12 protein-coding genes are annotated in these 23,066 nt (G+C 58.2%); 7 read left to right on the top strand and 5 right to left on the bottom strand.

Annotated elements, in window-relative coordinates:
* Positions 1 to 25: 25 nt before the first annotated feature.
* The gene (purU, locus tag ACYZTR_RS07075) at positions 26 to 874 is read right to left on the bottom strand and encodes a formyltetrahydrofolate deformylase (RefSeq protein ID WP_461969143.1); all 849 of its coding nucleotides are present in this window, start codon (positions 872 to 874) and stop codon (positions 26 to 28) included.
* Between the two features lie 336 nt (positions 875 to 1,210).
* On the opposite strand from purU, the gene mvaT reads away from it, so the two are divergent.
* The gene (gene mvaT, locus ACYZTR_RS07070; RefSeq protein WP_007933316.1) at positions 1,211 to 1,588 is read left to right on the top strand and encodes a histone-like nucleoid-structuring protein MvaT; all 378 of its coding nucleotides are present in this window, start codon (positions 1,211 to 1,213) and stop codon (positions 1,586 to 1,588) included.
* A 100-nt stretch (positions 1,589 to 1,688) separates the two neighbouring features.
* On the opposite strand, the gene sbcB is transcribed toward mvaT, so the two are convergent.
* Positions 1,689 to 3,119 carry an exodeoxyribonuclease I gene (gene sbcB / locus ACYZTR_RS07065; protein ID WP_461977578.1) on the bottom strand — a complete coding sequence of 477 codons (1,431 nt, stop codon included), beginning with the start codon at positions 3,117 to 3,119 and terminating at the stop codon, positions 1,689 to 1,691.
* A gap of 183 nt (positions 3,120 to 3,302) precedes the next feature.
* Here sbcB and ACYZTR_RS07060 point away from each other — a divergent pair, with 183 nt between their 5' ends.
* Genes ACYZTR_RS07060 through ACYZTR_RS07035 form a run of 6 tightly spaced genes read left to right on the top strand, consistent with a single transcriptional unit; the run spans position 3,303 to position 10,019 of the window.
* Positions 3,303 to 4,028 carry an RDD family protein gene (locus ACYZTR_RS07060; RefSeq protein WP_461977576.1) on the top strand — a complete coding sequence of 242 codons (726 nt, stop codon included), beginning with the start codon at positions 3,303 to 3,305 and terminating at the stop codon, positions 4,026 to 4,028.
* Positions 4,025 to 5,002, top strand: coding sequence for a stage II sporulation protein M (locus ACYZTR_RS07055; protein WP_461977574.1), 978 nt, complete (start codon positions 4,025 to 4,027; stop codon positions 5,000 to 5,002). The genes ACYZTR_RS07060 and ACYZTR_RS07055 overlap by 4 nt, the downstream gene beginning before the upstream one ends.
* Positions 4,989 to 6,533 (top strand): DUF4129 domain-containing protein, encoded by a 1,545-nt coding sequence (locus ACYZTR_RS07050; RefSeq protein WP_461977572.1) that lies wholly within the window; start codon positions 4,989 to 4,991, stop codon positions 6,531 to 6,533. The genes ACYZTR_RS07055 and ACYZTR_RS07050 overlap by 14 nt, the downstream gene beginning before the upstream one ends.
* Complete coding sequence (locus ACYZTR_RS07045) at positions 6,530 to 7,693, top strand: DUF4350 domain-containing protein (RefSeq protein WP_461977571.1); 1,164 nt, start codon at positions 6,530 to 6,532, stop codon at positions 7,691 to 7,693. Before ACYZTR_RS07050 ends, ACYZTR_RS07045 begins: the two co-directional genes overlap by 4 nt.
* Positions 7,690 to 8,691, top strand: coding sequence for an AAA family ATPase (locus ACYZTR_RS07040; protein WP_461977569.1), 1,002 nt, complete (start codon positions 7,690 to 7,692; stop codon positions 8,689 to 8,691). Before ACYZTR_RS07045 ends, ACYZTR_RS07040 begins: the two co-directional genes overlap by 4 nt.
* The gene (locus ACYZTR_RS07035; RefSeq protein WP_461977567.1) at positions 8,688 to 10,019 is read left to right on the top strand and encodes a DUF58 domain-containing protein; all 1,332 of its coding nucleotides are present in this window, start codon (positions 8,688 to 8,690) and stop codon (positions 10,017 to 10,019) included. The genes ACYZTR_RS07040 and ACYZTR_RS07035 overlap by 4 nt, the downstream gene beginning before the upstream one ends.
* Here the strand turns inward: ACYZTR_RS07035 and ACYZTR_RS07030 are convergent.
* Genes ACYZTR_RS07030 through ACYZTR_RS07020 form a run of 3 tightly spaced genes read right to left on the bottom strand, consistent with a single transcriptional unit; the run spans position 10,016 to position 22,791 of the window.
* A complete protein-coding gene (locus ACYZTR_RS07030; protein WP_461977565.1) occupies positions 10,016 to 13,591 on the bottom strand; it encodes a hypothetical protein in 3,576 nt (1,191 codons plus the stop codon). The genes ACYZTR_RS07035 and ACYZTR_RS07030 overlap by 4 nt on opposite strands.
* Before the next feature lie 13 nt (positions 13,592 to 13,604).
* Entirely contained in the window at positions 13,605 to 18,125 is a 4,521-nt protein-coding gene (locus tag ACYZTR_RS07025) for a Tc toxin subunit A-related protein (RefSeq protein ID WP_461977564.1), read from the bottom strand.
* 49 nt (positions 18,126 to 18,174) lie between these two features.
* Positions 18,175 to 22,791, bottom strand: coding sequence for a Tc toxin subunit A (locus tag ACYZTR_RS07020; protein ID WP_461977562.1), 4,617 nt, complete (start codon positions 22,789 to 22,791; stop codon positions 18,175 to 18,177).
* Positions 22,792 to 23,066 lie beyond the last annotated feature (275 nt).

Genomic DNA, 23,066 nt, shown 5'->3' with positions numbered 1-23,066 from the left:
CGTAGGAACGATCTGCAGCAGGCTGTCAGAACACGACGGTTTTGTTGCCGTGCACCAGCACCCGATCTTCCAGGTGATAACGCAGACCACGGGCCAGCACCATCTTCTCGACGTCCCGACCGAAACGCACCATGTCGTCGATGCTGTCGCTGTGGCTGACGCGAACGACGTCCTGTTCGATGATCGGACCGGCATCCAGCTCTTCGGTGACGTAGTGGCAAGTAGCGCCGATCAACTTCACGCCCCGCATCGATGCCTGGTGATACGGCTTGGCACCCACGAACGACGGCAGGAAGCTGTGATGAATGTTGATGACCTTGTGAGCGTATTCGCTGCACAACTCGGGCGGCAGGATTTGCATGTAACGGGCAAGTACGATCACTTCGGCATCGTGCTGTTTGACCAGGCGCGATACTTCGGCGAAGGCTGGCTCTTTATCCTGCGGATTGACCGGTACGTGGTAATAGGGAATCCCGTGCCACTCGACCATGCTGCGCAAATCGTCATGGTTGGAAATTACGCAGGAAATTTCGCAATCCAGCTCATCACTGTGCCAGCGGTGCAACAAGTCGGCGAGGCAGTGAGACTCGCGACTGGCCATCAGTACCACGCGCTTTTTCTGCTCGGTATCAGTGATGCGCCAGTTCATCGAGAACTCTTCGGCAATCGGTGCAAACGCTTCGCGAAAGGCATCGATACCGAAGGGCAGCGAATCGGCACGAATTTCGTGACGCATGAAGAACCAGCCACTGAGATTGTCCGAGTGATGGCTCGCTTCAGTGATCCAGCCGTTATGTGACGCCAGAAAGTTACTGACTTTAGCAACGATGCCGACGCGGTCCGGGCAAGCAATCACCAGCCGAAAAGTGCGCATGAGGGTCAAACTCCAGAACTTCGCAAAGGCGGCCATTCTAGCGATTACGCAGCAAAACTGCAGTATTGATGACGTCTTGCCCGGCACGACGGTGGGCACAGAGGTTCTGGCAGCACCCTACCCGCGCGATGGTGTTCCTGTTGCCCATCTTCAAGTGCACAATTGTGAATATCTGTGATGACGGCATCACACTATTTAACTACACCTGCAATTTATGCCCTATTTACCGTAACTCATTTAAATAAAACTACGGTTAATGTTTACTTGGTGAAACACCCTGACTATTATTGCCGCACTGTCACCTGCCATCCAGCGCCCCAACATAAGGTAGTCCTCATGTCCTTGATCAACGAATATCGCGCCACCGAAGAAGCTATCAAAGAGCTGCAAGCCCGTTTGAAGAACCTGTCCCAAGACGACAAACTGCAAACCGAGCTGGAATTCGAAGGCAAACTGCGCACCCTGATGGGCGAATACTCCAAGTCTCTGCGTGACATCATCGCGTTGTTGGATCCAGAGTCCAAAACCAAGGCGCCACGCGGCGGCGCAGTAAAAACTACTGGCACCAAGCGTGCTCGCAAAGTTAAGCAATACAAAAACCCGCACAACGGCGAAGTCATCGAAACCAAAGGTGGCAACCACAAAACGCTGAAAGAGTGGAAAGCCAAGTGGGGCGGTGACGTGGTTGAAGGCTGGGCTACCCTGCTGGGCTAAGCGGCAGAGTTTGTCGCAGACTCATCCGCGACAAAAAAGAACGCCAGCTGATGCTGGCGTTTTTTTTATGCCCGGCATTCAGCCCCGGACATATTCGTTTTCAAAGATTCAATCGTTTGCGCAATCCCTGAACATAATTCTGCCATTCATTCAGCACCTCCCGCTGAATCGATGTAGCACTAGTGTTCCATTGGGCTGCGGCCTCTACAAAAGTGTCCAGCGTATTTGGCGCCCCCCATTCGGGTGCTGACAAACGTTGCTGACAGAATATTCGCCAACGCTCTTGCTCTTCGAAACTCAACGTATCGGGGAAGTTGCGGGCGCGATATCGAAACAATAATTCAGGCAAGCGTTCATCATCGAAAGGCCATTGTTGTTGCGCTAATTGAGCGGGGTCGGCAGACCTGACTTGCTCACATAGACGCCGATCCCGATCACCGATAAAACCATCGTATAACTGTTGCTCGGGGTCTTGGCTCGAGGTGAAGTCTTCGCTGGCATAAATCGCCTGAACTTTATCTCGCCAAACTTTTTGTGCGTCATTTAGCCGCAGCGCACGCTCTTGGTAGAGCGACATATCCAGCCCCAAACGTTGCTGGTCTTCAGAACGAAGTACCGACAACGGCGCCACCACCGGGCATTTGTTGATGTGGATAAGTTTGAGCGGCACCGGCAACTCGCCCTCGGCCAAGTCATCGCGGCGGGTATACAGCCGTTGACGCAAGGTGTCGGCATCAAGATCGAGCAAACCCTGAGGGTCCAGGTGCAGGTCACAGACAATCAAAGCGTTCTTGTTGCGCGGATGCCAGGCCAAGGGCAGCACCACACCGACATAACTGCGCGCCGCCGAGAATCGCCCGGAGATGTGCACCATTGGCTGCAACAGCCGAATCTGATCCATCACCTTTTGTTTACCGCGCAACTGAAACAACCAGTCATACAACTTCGGCTGTTTTTCCCGGATCAGACGCGCCAAGGCGATGGTGGCGCGAACGTCCGACAGCGCTTCGTGAGCATTGCCGTGATCAATGCCATTGGCGGCGGTCAGGCGTTCGAGTTTGAGCGTCACCCGCCCCTCGTCGTCCTTTGGCCAAACGATGCCATCGGGGCGCAAGGCATACGCTGCACGCACCACATCAATCAGGTCCCAGCGGCTATTACCGCCCTGCCACTCGCGCGCGTAAGGGTCAAAAAAGTTTCGGTACAGGCTGTAACGGGTCATCTCGTCGTCGAAACGCAACGTGTTGTACCCCGCCCCACACGTGCCGGGCGCAGCGAGTTGGGCATGCACCCGGGTCATGAAATCGGCTTCGCTCAGACCCTGTTCGGCCAGTCGACCGGGCGTAATCCCCGTGATCGCGCAGGCCGCAGGATGGGGCAGGATGTCTTCACTGGGCTGGCAGTAAAGGTTGACCGGCTCGTCTATTTCATTGAGATCGAAGTCAGTGCGAATCCCCGCCATTTGTAGCGGGCGGTCGCAACGGGGGTTGATGCCAGTGGTTTCATAGTCGTACCAGAAGATAGAGGTCACGGGCTATTCCTGAACTGAAGATCGGCGAAGTCTAGGCGTTCACATCCCGCCCCGGCCAGTAATCTCGTCATTCAATCACCTCTGACCACGCACCGTGCAATACATAGATATGTCGTTTTCCCCCGAGAGGCTGCTAGCATCGGCCGGACATCGAATCCCGAACAGGCCACATTAAGGTTGCCCATGCTCGAGACCACCGCACTGCCAAGGAAAGCGACGCTGTCCGCGCCACTGGATACGCGGTATCAAGTCGAAACGCCGGAAGGTATCGACTTGCCACTGCGCCCGGCCGGGTTGATGGTTCGTGCGCTGGCATTCGCCATCGACCTTGGGCTGCGCGGGTTGATCGTCGGCCTGCTGTTCATTGTCCTGGCGTTCCTCGGAAAACTCGGTGCAGGGCTCGGCTCGATTCTGCTGTTCGTGGTGAGCTGGTGGTACATGGTGCTGTTCGAAGTGCTCAATCAAGGGCGTTCGCCAGGCAAGCAATGGATGGGCCTGCGGGTGGTGCAGGACGACGGCACGCCGATCGGATGGTCCGCTTCGCTGTTGCGCAACCTGTTGCGATTCGTCGACCTGTTGCCCTTCGGCTACTTCCTAGGCGCCATCAGTTGCCTGCAACACCCCACCTTCAAACGCCTCGGCGACCTGGCCGCTGGCACGCTGGTGATCTACCGCGAACAGCCGTTGACCCGACCGCAATTGCCCGACGTCCAGCCTCGGCGCCCGGCCTTTGCCCTGACGCTGCTCGAACAACGCGCCATTCTCGGGTTTGCCGAACGCCAGGGCGAACTCTCCGAAGCGCGGACGAACGAACTCGCGTCGATCCTTGCCCAACCGTTGCAGGTCTCCGCGCCACACGCCGTGGCGGAACTCAATGGCATCGCCCACGGCTTGTTGGGGCCCGCATGAAGCAAAGTCTTTTCGAAAATCGCCACAAGGCCGAATGGGAGCAGTTTTCCCTGATGCTCGAACAGCTGGAGCGAGGCAAGGAAACCCAACGGATCGCCAGTTTCCCGAAAGACTATCGACGGCTCTGCCACCAGTTGGCACTGGCTCAGGAACGCGGCTACAGCAGTTTCCTGATCGACTCCTTGCAGCAACACGTGCTGCGAGGGCATCAACAGCTTTATCGGCATCGCAGCCGACTGGGCGCCAACATACTGAGCTTTATCCTTGCCGACTTCCCGCGCCTGGTGCGCGAACAATGGCGCTTTGTACTCGCCGCCAGCCTGATGTTTTTTGGCAGCCTGATCGGCTTCGCGCTGCTGGTGTATCTGTTCCCTGACCTGGTCTACAACCTGATCCCGGCTGAGCAGGTCAGCGAGATGCAAGGTATGTACGACCCCGACGCCGGTCACCTGGGGCGTTCGGCGGAACGGGCGGCCAGTGAAGACTGGGTGATGTTCGGTTACTACATCATGCACAACATTGGCATCGCCTTTCAGACCTTCGCCAGTGGTTTGCTGTTTGGACTGGGCAGCGCGTTTTTCCTGTTCTTCAACGGCTTGATGATTGGCGCCGTGGCCGGGCACCTGACGCACATCGGCTACGGGCAAACCTTCTGGTCGTTCGTGATCGGTCACGGCGCCTTCGAACTGAGCGCCATTGCGCTGGCCGGTGCCGCCGGCCTGCAACTGGGCTGGGCATTGATCGCGCCGGGGCGCCTGCCCCGCGCCGAAGCGTTGCGATTGGCGGCGCGCAAGAGCGTGTTGCTGATCTGCGGCGTCATGCTGTTTCTGCTGATTGCCGCGTTTATCGAAGCCTACTGGTCGTCGATGACCGCACCGGCGCCAATGACCAAATATCTGGTCGGCGCGGCGCTTTGGTTGTTGGTGGCGACTTATCTGCTGTTTGCCGGACGAACCCGCCATGCGCCTGACTGACGCCACGGTCGTGATCCGCCCGCGGACCACCTGGGAAGCCATGGACCTGGGCGTGCTGCTCAGCCAGCGCCATCGACGATTGCTGATGACCAGTTGGGCCATCATCACCTTGCCGATCTTCGCGCTGCTCACCTTGTTTCTGTGGGATTCGCCCTCCCTCGCGGTGTTCATCTTCTGGTGGCTGAAACCGGCGTTCGAGCGACTGCCGCTGTACATCCTTTCCAAAGTAATGTTCGGTGAAACGCCCACATTGAAACAAGCGCTGCGCCAATGGCCGCGCCTGCTCATGCCACAACTGCTGGCCAGCCTGACCTGGCGACGGCTGAGCCTGAGCCGCAGTTTTGTGATGCCGGTGGTGCAACTTGAAGGCCTGAGTGGTCAGGCACGACAACAGCGTTTGCGGGTGTTGCTACAGCGCAACGCTGGCGCGGCGCAGTGGCTGACCATCATCGGCGTGCATCTGGAAAGTGCGCTGTGGATTGGCCTGATGGTGTTGTTCTATATGTTCTTGCCACAACAGGTCGAACTCGACTGGAGCTGGCAGACCTTGATCACCGCCGCCACACAGGACTGGCGATGGCTGGAACACCTGACCAATGCCTTTTACGTGCTGGTGCTGATTGTCTGGGAACCGATCTATGTGGCCTGCGGCTTCAGCCTTTATCTGAATCGGCGCACGATCCTGGAAGCCTGGGACATCGAACTGGTGTTCCGCCGATTGCGCCAACGCCTCAACACCACGGCGGTCACTCTGCTGCTGGCCGCGATACTGCTGGTGCCGGCCGCACCCAACGTCTGGGCCGACGAGCCGGTGATCACGCCGGAAAGCCCACGCCTGCTGGATCAGCCGCTGACCAGCCAGGCGTCCAAAGACAGCATCAAGAAAATTCTCGACCAGCCCCCGTTCAAGAACAAGGAAACGGTGACCCGCTACCGGTTTGGCGAAGACACACCCGACACCCAAACACCGGATGACGGGAAAATACCTGAATGGCTGAAGGCTCTGGCCAGTCTGCTCGACAGCCAGCGTTTCGGCTTTCTCGCCACTTTGATTGAAGTGCTGCTGTGGGGCGCCGTGATGGGTGCCATCGGCTTGCTGATCTGGCGTTACCGCGACTGGTTGCAGGCGTTCGTCAGCCGTCGGCCGGCGTTAAACCGTAGAGTCGCACGCCCATTGCCGCAGCAAGCTTTCGGTCTGGACCTGAATCGCGAAACCCTGCCCGCGGACATCGCTGCCAGCGCCGAAAGTCTCTGGCAAACCAACCCACGCGCTGCCCTCGGGTTGCTCTATCGCGCCCTGCTCAGTCACTTGTTGCACGACCACAACATGGCGCTGAAACCCGCCGATACTGAAGGCGAGGTGCTGCAACGCGTCGAGCAACTGCATCAACCGGCCTTGCTGGCCTTCAGCAGAACCCTGACCGGGCATTGGCAGAACATGGCCTACGGGCATCGCCTGCCACCTGCGCATTTGCAACAGGAACTCTGTGACGCCTGGCGAACATTGTTCGGCCCGGGAGCGCCTCGTTGAACCGGCGGTTGTGGTATTCGGCCGGCGTGTTCATCAGCGTGCTGGTGGGCGCGTTGAGTGTCTATCTGTACCTGAAGGCCACGCCCTATCCGGCAGAAATCGATCACGGCCCGTCCCCCGAAGCCCAAGCCAATCCCTATTTGGCCGCAGCGCATTTCCTGCGCAAACAGGGCCTGACCATCAGCCACGCCAACAGCCTCGACATTCTGCCTACCCTCGATCCGCATCAACACAGTCTGTTATTGCTCGCAGACCGCTACACCATGACGCCGCGCCAGATTGATCAAGTGATGAACTGGACCCGGGCCGGTGGGCGTCTGTTGTTTGTCGCCCAGTCGCTTTGGGATGAAAAGACCGGCCAGAGCAATGACCTGCTGCTCGACCGAGTGCAGTTGCACCAGTCGCTGAGCAAAGACCTCAAGGACCCGCCGCCCAATAATAGCGACGACCCTTACCCCAAACTGACCAAGCTGTATCTGGAAGACGAAGACGCACCGGCCTACGCCAGCTTCGATACCGCGTTCCATCTCGAAGACCCGAAAAATCTCGTGCAAGCCTGGGCCAACAGTGGCAAGGCCACGCACATGATGCAGCTGAACCACGGGCTCGGTTCGATCACCGTGGTCACTGACGCCGACCTGTGGAAAACCCCGGCCATCGACCAATACGACAACGCCTGGCTGCTCTGGTACCTGACCGCCGACACAAGCGTGACCTTGCTGTTCAACACTGATCACGACAGTCTGCTGACCTTGCTGGTACGAAATTTCCCTCAGGCGTTGGTCGCCCTCATCGCCCTGATCGGTCTTGCGCTCTGGCATGTCGGGGTGCGCAATGGTCCGCTGCTGGATCCTGCTCCGAAAGGTCGCCGGCAACTTCAGGAACACCTGCGCGCCAGCGCCGATTTCATGTTGCGCCGCAACGGGCAGCAGCACCTGCTGCACGCCTTGCAACACGACATCCTGCGTCGTGTGCGGCGCCGTCATCCCGGATACGAACAATTGAACGTTGCCGAGCAATGGCTGGTGCTCGCACGCCTGACCGGCCAACCCACACGCGCTATCAGCCAGGCCATGAGCCCGCGACCGAAACCGCAGCTGTCCAGCGCTGAATTCAGCCGCCAGGTCGCCCACCTGCAAACCTTGAGGAACGCCTTATGAGTCAACAGATCGAGCCCAGCGCACCGAGCCACGCCGCGCAACAACGTCAGCGCGCCAGCCAACTGGCCCAGGCGGTGCGAACCGAGTTGCAGAAAGCCGTGATCGGCCAAAACACGGTGATCGACGACGTCCTCACCGCCCTGATCGCTGGCGGCCATGTGCTGCTCGAAGGCGTGCCGGGGTTGGGTAAAACTTTGTTGGTGCGTGCCCTCGCCCGCTGCTTCGGTGGCGAGTTCGCACGCATCCAGTTCACCCCCGACCTGATGCCCAGCGACGTCACCGGGCACGCGGTCTACGACTTGCAAACCGAGCAATTCAAACTGCGCAAAGGTCCGCTGTTCACCAACCTGCTGCTGGCCGACGAGATCAACCGCGCCCCGGCGAAAACCCAGGCGGCGCTGCTCGAAGCCATGCAGGAACGCCAAGTCACCCTCGAAGGGCGCGCCCTGCCCATCGTGCAACCGTTCATGGTGCTCGCCACGCAAAACCCCATCGAGCAGGAAGGCACTTATCCACTGCCCGAAGCCGAGCTCGATCGCTTCATGCTCAAGGTGCGCATGGATTACCCCGACGCCGAGCAAGAATTGAACATGGTCCGCCAGGTCAGCCGCTCGACCCGCGCCGACATGCTCGACGTGCAACCGCTGCGCACCGTGTTGCAAGCCAAAGACGTGCTGGCCTTGCAACGCATTGCCAGCGATCTGCCGATGGACGATCAGGTACTCGATTACGCCGTACGCCTGGCCCGCACCACTCGGACCTGGCCGGGATTGACCCTCGGCGCCGGGCCACGCGCTTCAATCGCACTGGTGCGTTGTGCCCGAGCCCGGGCCTTGTTGCGCGGTGGCGAGTTCGTGATTCCGGATGACATCAAAGGCTGCGCATTGGCCGTGCTGCGCCATCGTGTGCGCATTGCGCCGGAGCTGGACATCGAAGAGCTGGACGTCGATCAGGTGCTCAAGCAACTACTCGATCAAGTCCCGGCGCCGCGTCTGTGAAACCTTCGCGCCTGCTATTGATCTGGCCGGCGATCCTGCTGGCCATCGGCATTGTGCTGGGCACTTTGCGGGCATTGGACGTTGAAGTCCCCACCAGTCTGTCGTCGATCAACTGGGGATTGCTGCTGGCGCTGCTGGTTTTGGCGACACTGGATGCCGTGCGCCTCAAGCGCCTGCCCTCGCCTCGCGTAAAACGGCAGATGCCCGGCAGCCTGGCGCTCGGTCGTTGGGGCGAAGTACAACTGGAGGTCGAGCATGATTTCCACCAGCCGTTGCACATTCAGATCTTCGATCACGTACCGCAGGGGCTGAGCTTTGAAAACCTGCCGTTGTCAGTCGAACTGCAACCCGGCCAACACAGCCGGATCGGCTATCGCCTGCGCCCGCTCAAACGTGGGCACTTCATCTTCGAACATTGCGAAATCAGCCTGCCGAGTCCGATGGGATTGTGGTCGGACAAACGCCTGCTCAACGTCACCGACAACACCCGCGTCTACCCCGACTTCGCCCGGCTCTACGGCGGCCAGCTGTTGGCGGTGGACAACTGGCTGAGCCAGCTCGGCGTACGCCAGCGCCAACGACGGGGCCAGGGTCAGGAATTCCATCAGCTGCGCGAGTTTCGCGAGGGCGACAGCCTGCGCCAGATCGACTGGAAAGCCACGGCTCGCCATCGCACCCCCATCGCCCGGGAATACGAAGACGAACGTGACCAGCAGATCATCTTCATGCTCGATTGCGGCCGACGCATGCGCAGTCAGGATGATGAGCTGTCGCATTTCGATCACGCGCTGAACGCTTGTTTGTTGCTCAGTTACGTCGCTTTACGTCAGGGCGATGCCGTGGGGCTGAGTACGTTCGCCAGCGATCAACCGCGCTACCTGGCGCCGGTCAAAGGTACCGGCCAGCTCAACGTGCTGCTCAATACGGTTTACGACCTCGATAGCACCCGGCACCCTGCCGATTATCAGGCCGCCGTCAGCCAATTGCTGGTTCGGCAAAAACGCCGGGCGTTGGTGGTGCTGGTGACCAATTTGCGGGATGAGTATGATGAAGAATTACTAGCCGCGGTCAAACGGCTGAGTCAGCAGCATCGGGTGTTGGTGGCCAGCCTTCGGGAAAACAAACTCGACGAGATACGCCAGCGTCGGGTGCAAACTTTTGACGAAGCACTGTCTTACTGCGCGGCGGTGAATTATTTGAATGCAAGCGCGCAACACCATGAGCAGGTGAGAGCCCAAGGTGTTGCGTTACTTGAAGCCCAACCTCAGCAGCTCGGCAGCACGCTGGTGATGCGGTATTTGAACTGGAAAAAGGCCGGCGCGCTCTAAACCGCAGTCGGGCCCCCATCCGACGGCTCGACAGGCCTTTCCCCTCCGTTCCCTAATGCGGGAATAGCAGTCGCCCCCAAAGACACCGGATTGTATGGCGATCGCTTGAGTATGCGCGACGCATTCAGGAAAAGAGTGCATGCACCGCCGGGCGTGCCTTTTAATGTCCAACTCAACCCTGCCGCCGTCAGGGGGCGGGCAACACCCAAAGCAGGCGTCAGTGTGACCCCAAGCTCACTGGGTTTGGAATAGCCGTTGAGCCCGAGTGAAATATCGCGACCCAGCAACGGACTGCTTGCATCGACACTCAACTTGACAGTCTCGGTCCGGGAGGTTCGGGGAAACAAAACCTGAACACCCCATTGCTCTGGAAGTGAACTGTTCAGCCCGATTTGCGCGGCATCCCAGACACCGGCCGCAAGTGTGGTGACATCAAAGGTATGCGATGGGCCCATCTGACCGCCAGCACCTTCCAGTTCCAGCGTGGCAGTGACTTTGACATCGCTCGCGTGTTCAGCCTTATAGGCGAAATCCGCCCAGCCCTCGCTGTTGGTCAACACGCTTACCTGCTGCTCCCCTACACGAAAATGCACTGTTATCCCGGACGCAGCGACGCGAACACCGGACGTGCGAGCCTCCAGACCCAACCAGACAGTTTCGCCTACTTGCGGATCGAAACTGGCCTCGCGAACCTTGGTAATCACGAATTGATCACGGGTCGAATCCTGATGATCAAGCATGGGTGCTCCCTCCTGAGCTATCTGAGTTGAACCCGGTCTGACGGGCAGTACCTTGACGTTGAATGTGTGAGTCGGAAACGCATCGGGTCCATCGTAGATACTTGGGACCTTGGCGATCACCTGCGCATCGCCCGATTCAGTCGGAAAAAAGCGAAAGCGCGCCCAGCCTGTTTCCTCTGTCGGCTGCTCTTCGGCAATGTCCCCGTACTGGAAACTTACACGGACATCCTTCACGGGACGTTTGGTGTAAAACGACTGAACTTTTAGTTCCAGCAGGACGGATTCACCTACCTGCGGATCAAAAGTGGCCTCACGGACATCGACGATCTCAATGCGGTTGTGCCCCAACAACAGAGGCCGCAAAGGGTACTCCAGCGGGAGTTGACCCAAATCCAGTGCGAGCGCCGTTGCCCCTGGTGCAGGACTGGTGCGGCAATCAAGATCCCATTGCAAGCCCGCCGAGATCAGGTCACGCGCGGCTTCCGGCGTGAGTTTCATACCTAGGGCTTCGCCTGTGTTTTTGGCTGAAAGGTGCAGCCCGGTCAACGGGCTGAAGGATTTTGGAATGAACTTTAGTGTGTGCTCAGCGCCCAGGCAGGGGTAGATGCTGCTCGATATGGCCAGCTCCTGTCCGTCCAACTGCAACGTACCTTCTCCCTCTAGCGCTCTGGAAAGCAAAAGCCCCGCCAGCTCAAGCGTAGACAGCTCTTTATGGTGGATAGACAACGTGAAGCGCGCGCTGGCCAAAGCGTTCGATTTGAGCCTCCACGTCAAGCCGTCGACAGGCATTGTGCGTGCTTCCTCCAGGGGAGGGTCGGACACCAGGGCCAGGTCTGCGCCCTCGTCGCCTTCTATCGATAGCCAGATGCCCTCGTCCACCAAAGCATCATCAATGGAAACGACCCGCAGCTCTGCTTCTTCATTATCACGAAAGCAGACAAGTCCGATCGGCAAGGGGGGTCTGTCCGCCAGCGTGACGATTGCCAATTGCTGCCATGGATTCTCACCCAGGACCTTGAGCGTGAAGCGTTTCACCAATTCGTTACGATCATAAGGACTGCTTACCTTGGCTTCGGTGCTGAAGTCCCCTTCCTGATCCGGACTGAACTGGAACTCAGACCAGCCGTCCTCCCCGGTACTTAACGTTACTTCCTCCAACTCGACGTGCCACTTGACCTCGATGTCCGGCAGTGTTCCCACATCGGGCACCTCAGATCGGATCTGAATCGCTAACCTGACGGGAAAGCCCTTCACGACAGGAAACTTCGTGGATTGCCTGCTATCGACGATGGCCAGCCAATTGTGCGCCAGCGCCATCACCTGCAGTGGCGAGGTTTCAAGCAGTTTTGAACATCTGACGCTGAGGTTGAATTGGCTGTCTCTGCGGTTTTCACACGCCATGTACCACGTCAGGCCTGATCCCTCGAGCGGGTTCAAGCTTTCCAGCGCCGGGGCGATCCCCACGCCCAGCCCCTCGGGCGTATCGTCGCCGCTCCAGTGCAAGGCCAGGTCGGTACCGTCCAGTGGGTGGCCGGCCGGAAATGTCACCGTCACTTTATGAGTAGCGCCGCGACATGGGTAGCCGGTTTCCTCCCCCCACACCGGATCATCCGCCCAATCATCCAACTTGAATGTCGCGCCCAGCCACGGATCGCTTTGCAGTGCCCGCACTGGAAACACAAAACGGGCGTCCTGTTTGCTGTAGTAGCTGTCGACCGAGGCGGTGAGTTCCCAGTTACCCGCCATGGTGGGAGTCCATTCCAGGCAAGTCTCACCCTCGGCGTCCGAGAACGACCGGCCCACTTCGACGTCGACTAAACCGTCTTTCAGCGTCCAGATCACCTCGCGATTGGCGAGTGGCAGCTTCATGTAGTGCGACTCCACGCGAACACACAGTGTCACGCTTTGCGCGAGGTCGATCACCGGGTAAAAAGCGACTTCCTCAACAGCGATGACATCGAGCCGGAAATGGCCCGAGACAGCGGGGATCTCATAACGCTCAGCGGTGTATTGACTGAGCAGGCTCAGGTTGTGCGGGATATCCGTATCCATTTCCAGCGGCGCACAGCTGATTTTCCAGTTCGATTCGATAAGCTGCTCCGAATCCCAAGGCGGTAGGGCACGGAGCATATCCGTCGGGTCATCATTGCCGTTACTCACCTGCAAGGACGCCCTGGTTTCTCGCCAGACGCTGTTCGCGGCCGCGTTGAACGTGATGGCATGGGCATTGACGCCATTCGCTCCAGCGCACAGGCGCAATGGCTCGCTGGCCGGCATCGGCTCGCCGTCAATTGTGATGGTGTGCAGTTCCAGAGGTTCCAGCTCCAACTGCACAGCAACAAACGCAATGCGCGTCCCACCCCAATCCTCCGGAAATTTGCTTGCACTGACGAAGGTCACTGTGACCTTGTCTTCTTTCGGGTCGAGTGCGATCTCCTCCGAGAAAAGCACAAGATGAAGATCAAGGAGTACGTCAGGTGCAGGTGGCTGCCCACGTTCGGCTCTGGAGGATACGAGCGGTATTTCCACCGTATCGCTCAGCGATGGCTTGATCCTCACTTTGGCATTTTTGCCGCCGTACACTTCATACATGAACGAAAGTCTGTAAACAGCACGCTCTGGCGTGGGACGAGGAAGCACGGCCAGGATTATCTCCTGCGAGCCCTCCCCCTCATTAACGGCCTCCATAAACCAGACTTTCTCATCGTGCCAAAGCCCAGTGCTTCGTACGACTTTAGTTCTGTCACTGATCGTCCAGCTGGGCGTCAGGCTCTCCAGGAAGTCACCGTTGAAGATGAAGTTATCGTTACGGCGAAGCATCTTTCTGTTCATGGCTGTGTCATCCCTAACGAGTCGCATGGTTCGTGATGTCGGGTGTGGTAGCCATTTCGCGGCCGCCTGTAAGCAGTGCTTCTATATCAGCGGCAAATTCGGGACCTGCGTCCCTGGCTTTGTACGTCAGCGTCAGGATGATGTCCGTCAATGAATCCAAAAGGCGTCTTTGCGCTGCCTGCCCAGGACGGGGAAATGTCAGAACGTATTTCGCATGAGCCCCGGTACCTTCAAAGCTTTGATAACGGTCATCCTCCAGCGGACCGGTGGTACCGCTGTCATCCAGCCCCAGGGACAATGCCACTTGCTGGTAAGGCCGCAGGTTCTGCACCAGCACCCCTGAATCAGGCACCGTACCGGTGGAGTCAGCATGCAGGTATTTGACGGCAGCTATATTCGGTTGAAGAGTTGTGGCGCTGCTGGTTTGAACCAGTACCGCACGCACATTTTCATAGGGGCCCAACAGCCCGGGAAAAGACAGCGCCACTCGCTTGACCTGTCGGCAGTAATGACCCGGGTAGTCTTCGTTGAAGAGCCGTTCGTTCAACGAGAAATCCAGTTGCCCTTTCTCGATGGACGCTTGCCATTTGTCGCCGCACAGCGCGCGCAGGGAAATCGTCTTCACCAGCTCAAGTCGGCGCTCGTCACGCTTCAGGCGTGCGGCAGCCATCTTCATCAGATCCAGTTTCAAGGAGTAACCGGTCGTCAGTCCGTGATAGGTATCCATCCAGACATCCGGGCGAACAAACCGTGACTGGAAATCACCCATTTCATACTGCCAACAAGTCTCGGCGCACAGGCACAGGCCGGCGACCAGATCATAAGCCTGGTAGATCAGGGTCTTCACCTGCCCGATCACCCAGTTACTCAGGTCCTGACCGGTGGTGCGGTTCTTGTAGAACGCATACACGGCTAACGCTTGGGTGTTGGCTGCTTCCACCTGAAGCAGGCTGGCCTGGGCGGAACTGATAGCGTGTTGCTGGGCGAGGATCTGCGCGCTCAATACCCGTGACTCGGCTTTCGACTGGTCAAGAACAAAAGCCCACTCTTGTTCTCGCCGCCGATACTGCTCGTTGATGCTAGCCTCGTCGGCTTCGCGCATCAGGCAGTCGGACAGCATTTGGACATTGTCGGCGACAGCGTAGGCTAGTGCACCCCAGTGATAGCCGCCCGCGGCGACCCCGGCAATATTCAGGAGCGTGGCGTCAAGTGCAGCACCTACAAGCCGAGACGGGCCGACTATCAAGCTGATTTGCCGGGCCAGTTTGGACTTTTCCAAAACGTCGTATTCGACCTGCGACACGCCTTCGTCAATCAGTCCCTGATAATGTTCGACCCGGGCCCTGAGCATGCTTTCGCTGTGTCTCAACGATGTCGCCGTTGCCTCCAACTGGGCAATTTCCGCCGCATGCACAGATCTGGCGTAGTCAACCAGCTCGATCATGTGCCCCTGTTGCAACTCCTCAAGCGCGCCTCGGTCACGCTGCTCCAGCCAGGACCGCAGTTGGTCTTCTTGCTGGATCAAAAACTCCACGCCCTGGAACGCAAGGCTGTTGACGGTTTGCCATTTGTAGGGGACCACTTGCACCTGACCACCCGGGTTACGTGCCTCGCCTGGATTGGCATTGCCCTGAGCTCGCAGCAGGTTCAGTGGATCAAGGGGCTGGCTGAATATCGGGATCGACAGGGGCTGGCCGTCAATCGAGCGATTCTGGCGCAAGTTCTCAAGCCGCGACTTGAGTAACGCACGCAAGGCTTCGGGGCGTTCATTGATGCCCGGCAAGAACACGCCGGAGCCGAGCAGATCGAAACGTGGTTTTGCCACCATGCCAGCAGGTATGTCGGCAAGCCGCAACTCAAAACGGTTTTCAAACGCCTTGAGCTCGTCGCGCCCACGGATGCCTGTTAAAAGATCTTTGAGGTTTTGGGGTTGCCAGGTCGTGGCAGTCCGGGCAGTGAACTCCCGGCCCATCAGCGTCAACGCTCTGCTGTAATTAAGCCTGGCGGCGACCATGCTGTCGTAGTCCAGACGCCGATACTGACTGTCACCCCAGGCAACCAGGTTATCCACGTAACGCAGAAACAGGGCAATTTTCAGGTGAACCGGTGCGGAATAACCGATCGCGTCCGGATCTGTCGGTGCTTCAATTTCGTAGGCGGGGTCAAGCTCATTGCCCAAAGGGCGGCAGCGCCAGTAGGCCGGGGCTGGAATGAGTTCAGGATCGGCGGCAACTTCCGGCCCTGGTTTAGGAGTTACCCGTGCCAGCGGATCGAATACGTAGCCATACCAGCTTTGGGCTTCGCGGTAGCGGCCTTCCGACGTCAGGCGAGACCCCACCAAGTCTGGTGTATGAAAAAACATCTCCCAGAAATACAACCCGTTGCAACCATCGAATGGCCCGTTTTTCTCAATGGTGCCGTCCGGTCGCTGTGGCTCGTCAATGTGCTGAGTCTCCCAGGCCAGCAAGGCATCGACCGAAACAGCGGCGCGGCTGATCAATACCGGGCCGAAGGTCGAATTCACCCTCACATGCTTGAGTGCCTGCGCTGGATTGTTGAAACTCAAAAATTGCGCGCCCTGCGTGCTGGTTTTGTCAATGGACGGCGTCGTGTACTGCCGCGGTCTGCGAGTGAGCGTTACCGCAAACAAATTTCGCCCGTCGGCGCCCTGCGAACCGAATTCGAATTTAATCTCTTCATTGATGGGAAAAGCAGTTACACCAACGGACGGAGCCTCTCGGCGATACACCAACCAAGGCGTTGCGTACTGTCCGTCCAGCGGGCCGGTCGACAACCAGTCGAGTGGATCTAGGTCGGTTCGGCCGCCCAATTTGAGCTGAAAAGGCACCGAGGCATATTGAATAAAGGGAACGACTTGATTCTCCTCATTCAGGGCGGCGTCCCCCACATCACCGGTCATTGTGAAGCCGGCACCCGCCCGAACCTCGTCCAGTGTTCTGCCCAACAGCCAGCCTGATGAGGTGTCAGACAGCGTGGCGACCGCCTCCGCTACCCAGACGCCATCGGCTAAAATTTCTTGCTCGAAGTCATCCGGTTTAAATGTGTAAAGGTCAATTTTTTGATCCTTGTCGCCACCGCCCAGCTTTTCGCGCAATTGCACCACATGGTTCTGAGTCGGCTTTTTTTGCGTGGTCATGCTGAACCGTAGCCGTTTCTCGCCGGCATCGACAATTTTGATGTCGAAGGTGTTCGCGGGGCTCACCGTCCTCCACCCGATCGAAACCCGTCTGATCGAACGACCGGTCTCGCGCACCGCGGTGCAACGCCCTCGCACTCTGAGAACTTCAAAAGTATTGCCGTTGACGATTTCGTAGATATAGATGGCATCAAACAGCAGATGTGCATTGATCGACCCTATTACAACCGGGGCGGATGTCATGGTGACGGGCGAGTAGTCCTCCGGCCCCACTTTCTGCTGTAGGCTGCTGGCATTCCTGAACCGGGCAAAAGCCATTTCCAGCACGGTCGCCGCGGGATCAGGAACCTTGCGGAACAGCGCATCGCGGGTTTCAAGAATTTCTATTTCCTGAATCGCAGGCTGTGCGTCCAGGGATTGGCGGTTGGTGTAACAGACCGCCAGCAAGTCATCGCGTGGATCACCGCCGCCAAGTGATACTGCCGTCAAGCGTCCGTTGGAAACGTCGTAATCGCAATATCGTTGATGCAGCGAAACCGGGGGGGACCATTGCTGGTTCAAAGAGCTGGTGGAGGCCTTGATCTCCAGCGACCAGGCCATCTGCACCACGCCGTTACTGTCAACCTGGCGCTCACGCCACTCACACCAGATGAGCATCAGGCGCCCGCCCCAATACACAGGACGAATATCCACCACCTTGTCAGCGGTGCCTATATCGATTTTTTGCCATTCACTCCACGCCGTCGGATTGATTCTTTCGCTTTTGTTGTCAACCGCAACCTTGACGTCACGCCAGTGGTAAGCGAACGGTGGCGTGCGCTCTTGGCCGATCAGACAATAACGCGCGTTTTGCTTGTCAGCGCCGTCGATGTAGCCACTGATCACATCCAGATCACAGATGCGCTGGAAGGCCTGGACGTACTCCATCAAGGCTCTCTGCACCGAATCGGTACTCAGCCGCATCTGATTCAAGCTGCTTTCCAGCGATCGGAACAGTGCCGTTTTTTTCAGGCGAAGCGACGGGACGATGTAATTTTCCGCCTGGTCCTTGAGCATCACGTTGGCCGACCAGGTGCTGTAATGACTGAGTATCTGGTACCAGTAATCAACATCCTGCGACTCGAAATAACTGCTTTCGTACCCCGGTTCCATGCCGCTATAGACCGACTGGATATGCTGCTGCAGGCAGCGAACGGTTGAAGAAACCCACGTCGCTTCAAGTTGCGCACTGTCCTGGGTGTCGAGCATCAGGTATTCACTCAGCTCGTCCGGGTTGAACAGAGAGGTGGGCCCCTGCCAAAGCCTCTGACCCAAGACGGCATCCACCATCGCCGCGGTGTATCGTTCTGTAAGCTCGTTGATCTGCAGCCGTTCCATGTGATTGACCCCTATGCTGTGCGATGTTCCGACCGGCCTGCGGTGCGGCTCAGATAATTCGATGACGAGGTTTTCCGGGCTCACGCAGTACGGGCGGCCGCTTGTTCAAGCTGCCTTCGAGCACCAGCACTTCACTCAGCAGGTCACAGTGCAGATGCAATTGGAAATTGCCGTTCCTGACGTCGCCGATGCCGATATTCACCGTCCATGGCTGGCCAGACTCGAAGTCGGTGCGCGTGGCCAAGGGCGGGCTGAACAGCATTTGCAGTGCGGTGGTGGTGTATTCGGAACTCCATCCCAACGCACCGGCACTACCCGCTAGCGGCTCTGGTTTGGCCGGCAGGAATTCAAGCCGGTATTTACCGTTTCTGAGCAGATTGAGCTTGTCCTTGCGGGGGTTGATCGGATCTCTGGCCTCATCGGCCTCACCGGGATTGGTCACCAGGGTGACCTGCCATTCAAAGGCTTCAAGTACCGTCAGCGTGAAAGTTCTGGTCTGGCCCGCGTGGTGCGTCAATGCCGCGGTCAACAGGTAACTTCCCTCTGTCAGCGGCTCGAACGCAAAGACCGAGCGCCCTTGCGCATCCGTTGAAATGGGCGTCTGCTGAACCGTACCGCTGGATGACTGCGACGTGAGCTCCCACTGCACCGGGTAATTGGCCAGCGGTTTCGCCTGCGGATCATTTAACTCTTTCACGTCGACCCACAACAGCGTCGGCCGGCCACCCACGATTGGGAAGTGCTTGTCTGTGGACGCGTTCTGGATGACGGCGTCCTTAGCGACCCATACCGTCAATTCAACAACCGGATCAGTGTCCAGTTGCGCGAAGAACGTCAGGTCGCCGAGCGCAGGAGCGGCCACCGAGAAGTCGGAATGTCCGTTTTCATCGCTGGGTTTGGGGATTTTTGCAGAATCAGCACTGGTCCACCATGTAACCGTCTGGTCTGCGACGGGCGCACCGTCAAGCCCAACGACCCGGCAGCGTACCGTCAGGGGTTGGCCGGTCACCGCCACACTGACGGCGAATGGCTGATCAATAATTCGTGGTTTATCGGCAAACTCGATAGCGCCGTTGAACCAGACCTGGGCCCCGCGTTCATCGGCCACCGCAATTTCGGCCTTACCTGGTGACAGGCTGGAAACCCACACTCGGGTGTAACCGTCTTTATCGGTAAACGTTTCGCTTGGCCGGATTTCACCGTTTGTCGTAAACCACTCCACTTTTCGCAGAGCACCCGGATTGCCGTACCGGTCAAGCATCCGGGCAGACACCTCTTGCTCTGCCTGATACCCAGCCAAAATTGGATGCTCAGGCAGCGGCGACATGAACGGAATACCGAAATACAACGTCGCCTCATCGCAGTCGATCACCACCGAGGGTGCATAGACGGGTTCATACAACGGCAGACTGAATGAAACATGCGCGGTACCCACTCGCCCACCCGCCTGCAACAGAGCCCAAGCCCGCCCGTGCTCATCGGTGCGGGTCGAAGGTGTGAGGATCGCGCCGATATCGGTGACCCAGTTGATATAAACGCCTTTGAGCGGTTGTTCATAGAAATCAAGCAGGGTGCATTCGAACTCCGCGACCTCTTGCGTCAGGTTCGCAATCAGTCTCGGGTTGTCCACGACGCAACGCGTGGACACGCTCTGGCCGACCTCTGCCGAATCCGGCACGGTGGTCAGCGAAACGAATCTGGCAAGACTTTCCAGTGCGTTGCGCGCGGCGCTGGCATAGTTGCTTTCGCTGTCGAGCGGATAAAGGGTCCCCATGGAAAACGCAGCGGTGGCATCCATCCCGTTGCTGGCGAGCTCCAAGGTGTGCAGCAGCAAATCAAAATGGTTCAGATTGCTCAGGATCGGCCAGGTCGGCGAGGGGTCGTCTGCGGTTTGCAGGCTGATGTGTTCGACGCATTCGAGCACATGCTTGATCCCGCAACCAAAATACGTCGCCAACTTGTCGGCGGCCGCATCGCGGGCCAGCCGCAGTCCGTCCTCACTCATGTCGTCGGGCAGTTGATTGACCTGACGCAGGTAGTCCAGCACCTTCTCCTCAGGCTGCCCTGTGCGACTGATCATTCGGCTGTAAAACGTCAAGTAGTACACCGTCTGTATGGAAATCTCAAAACGATCCCTGAGGCTGAACCACAGGTACTGCTCGCCCGTCAGAAGTGTGCCGAGCATCTGCGGGCTCAGACCCAGCTTGTCGGCAATCCGCCCGCGCCGCTCAAGCTCTGCGAGCATTGTCAGGAATGGATCGGCGTCAGTCTGCAACGCGGCCAGAGGTGACTTGACGCCGATCAGTGACATGGCCTTGTGCAAAAAGTCGTAGGTGTGGCCCTTTGACCAACGCATGACCTGCGCTGCCAGCAACGAATCGAGTTTCAGATAAACTGCGATGCCTTCCTCGACGACCGTCCGCTGTTCGTCCCGGCAACGCAACAGGATCGACCTGATGATGCCGCGCACACGCTCACGCAGCGCTTCATCATTCTCGGTGACGTCGTCGACGACCGCCCTGATCGCAGCGTCGGCACGGTCCAGATACTGTTGCTCGGTTTCGTCATACCGTCCGACCACCAACCCGTTTTCATCCACCAGGTTTTCCAGACGCTGCAACCAGTCAATCAGCGCCTGATTTTTGTCCCGCAGCGGGGCGCCTTCTTCCAGTAACGTGGCCTGGTCCAGGAGAACCGGCAACACCTGATTGCGCAACTGCCTCAGGAACTGTTCCTGCCCCTGGGTCCAGACAGTTGGAACATAAACAGGATTGACGTTTTGCACCAACCAGAACGCCGGCAAATCATAGTCCTTGGACCAGATCGCGCACTCCATCAAGCCCCGAATGGTGCTGAGTGCATCGGCACCATCTTCCAGGCCATTACTCAATACGATCGGCTCGCCGGCCAACCGGGAAACGAGGCCTTCGCCATCACTCAGGGTTTGCAGTAATGCCGTTGCCTCGATGGGCGACAATTTGAACATTCGAGCCAGGCGTACCAGCCGCCAGAAACTGGTAAAGACCTTCAGGCTGCGAGACAGGTGCGTGGTAAAGCCAAACGCCCTCGCGATGACGATGGCCAGGAACCGATACGTCTCGAAGTTGATATCCAGCGCATTGCAAATCTGATGCACCGTCTGCTGCTCGGCCTTGTCACGCGGCGTAATCGCAAACTCGACGTCATCGATACGCAAAGGCTCGTCGTAGAGCGCCTGCACGTTGTAGACACGATCGAATTGCGACGGCTGCCCGTCCTGGCCGTACACCGACAACACATCGACGAGTGCCGCGAATTCTTCGGCTTCGCAGCCATAGCGGGTATTGAGCTCTTTGAACACCCCCAGGCAGCGCAGGGTGTTGGTGGTAATCCAGGTCAATTTCTCCCCTGTGGCGCGACCCTCGGCACGCATTGCGGCGATGAGCAACTGATCAACCTGATGGCTTGGCAGCTTCAGCATGCGATCGAGGCGGCACTTGCGATTGATGCGGTCCATACGATGGGCCAGAAGCCCCGAACCGCTCTCGCCCACGTGGTACAACTGAAACTGCTTCCCTATGGCGTCCCGGATCAAATCAATCGCAGGCGCCTCGCCGCCATGGATATAGATGGCGCCCGAATCAACACCTGTTTTCGGATCGTCAGGGTGCCCGAATGTAGGCGCATTGGCAGACAGCGCGGGTGTGAAAGGCCCATGTCCCAGCAAGGCATCGACCCCACGCGGGTCAAGCCGGGTCGCCTGACTGAAAATCCGCAGCCAGCGAAGGCTGGCCAACTCCACCGCCTCCTGGCCGAAATTTTGCCGGTAGAAATTTTCGACGGACACCTGAGGGGTCGGGTCGATCAGCCGGGTCCGTGGGTTCACTCTTGAGAGCGGCGCTTTGGCCTGCTGAGCATTGAGCGGAAAATACGGACTTTCCAGCAACAACGACAACTGCAGAGGCCCGATTCCACTGCTCAGTTGCTGGGCTGCATCGGCGCGTTGCCCTCGGGCACCCGGGTTCTTGAAATAGGGATAGTCCAGGTCGACCCGGCGTACCACGTCACCCAGCACACCATCCTTGACGGCCTTGCCCGCCACATGCGTGATGCTTTCCCAGTCATGGTCGTAGGGCAGACCGTTATGGAAGCGACAGGTGCGCAAGTAGGCCTTGACGTCGCTGATACCGAGTTTCTTGCTGATCTGCGCTTCGAGTACCGAGTTGAGAATTTCCAGACGGGATTCTTGCCGGCTGACAGCCATTTCATTGATCACCAGCATGTCCACATCCGGCCGACGCAGATCCAGTGGCAACGCGGTGGTTGGGTCAGCTTGATCCACGATCGCGTCGCGCACCCATTCGCGCAACGCGACCAGGTAGGCGGTGGTCGAAGCGGTGTTTTCGATGCTGCCTGCCGGGGCGCTGGCATAGACATCCGGGTTGAACAGATCCAGGTAGGAGGGCAACGACGCCAACGCTTTTTCGTCAGGTCGCGTCATGGCCCCGCGCGCAATACGCTCACGGAAAAATCGCGCGATGTGCACAGCGAGTGCGTTGCCACGGGCCAGAAGTACGCGGGCTTCCTCGCGGCTCAAGCCCAACCCCTGCAATTGGGCAGGCCGCAGTTTGATCAACTCGAATACGCTGGGATTTTCCTCGATGAAGGCAAGCAGAGGCGAGTTCACACCGATCCGCTCCTCGCCCAACACAACCCTGATTAACTGGTGAACCGGACGCCTATCAGATGCATTCATTGCTGTGTGTTCCCTTCAGGCAAGAAAAAGGTGCCAGATTCCGTTAGCGGGGTGGCGCTGCAATCGTTTGGTTGATTTAACGCTCGAAGAGCCGGGTGGATCTACTGTCATATCTGACAGGTTTTGCGACCGCTGGTCGGAATTTCAGGTACGTTGGATTGGATAAGCGGGATAAAAAAATGGCCCTCGTAGGAGGGCCGGAGATT

The sequence above is a fragment of the Pseudomonas sp. Hz4 genome (assembly GCF_054898165.1).
The sequence above is the reverse complement of the archived record's forward strand: the minus strand, read 5'-3'. Positions and strand labels throughout refer to the sequence as shown.

Excerpts from the sequence above, each read along its gene's own strand:
- purU (WP_461969143.1), bottom strand. The coding sequence starts at position 874 with ATGCGCACTTTTCGGCTGGTGATTGCTTGCCCGGACCGCGTCGGCATC.
- mvaT (WP_007933316.1), top strand. The coding sequence starts at position 1,211 with ATGTCCTTGATCAACGAATATCGCGCCACCGAAGAAGCTATCAAAGAG.
- ACYZTR_RS07060 (WP_461977576.1), top strand. The coding sequence starts at position 3,303 with ATGCTCGAGACCACCGCACTGCCAAGGAAAGCGACGCTGTCCGCGCCA.
- ACYZTR_RS07055 (WP_461977574.1), top strand. The coding sequence starts at position 4,025 with ATGAAGCAAAGTCTTTTCGAAAATCGCCACAAGGCCGAATGGGAGCAG.
- ACYZTR_RS07050 (WP_461977572.1), top strand. The coding sequence starts at position 4,989 with ATGCGCCTGACTGACGCCACGGTCGTGATCCGCCCGCGGACCACCTGG.
- ACYZTR_RS07040 (WP_461977569.1), top strand. The coding sequence starts at position 7,690 with ATGAGTCAACAGATCGAGCCCAGCGCACCGAGCCACGCCGCGCAACAA.
- ACYZTR_RS07030 (WP_461977565.1), bottom strand. The coding sequence starts at position 13,591 with ATGAACAGAAAGATGCTTCGCCGTAACGATAACTTCATCTTCAACGGT.
- ACYZTR_RS07025 (WP_461977564.1), bottom strand. The coding sequence starts at position 18,125 with ATGGAACGGCTGCAGATCAACGAGCTTACAGAACGATACACCGCGGCG.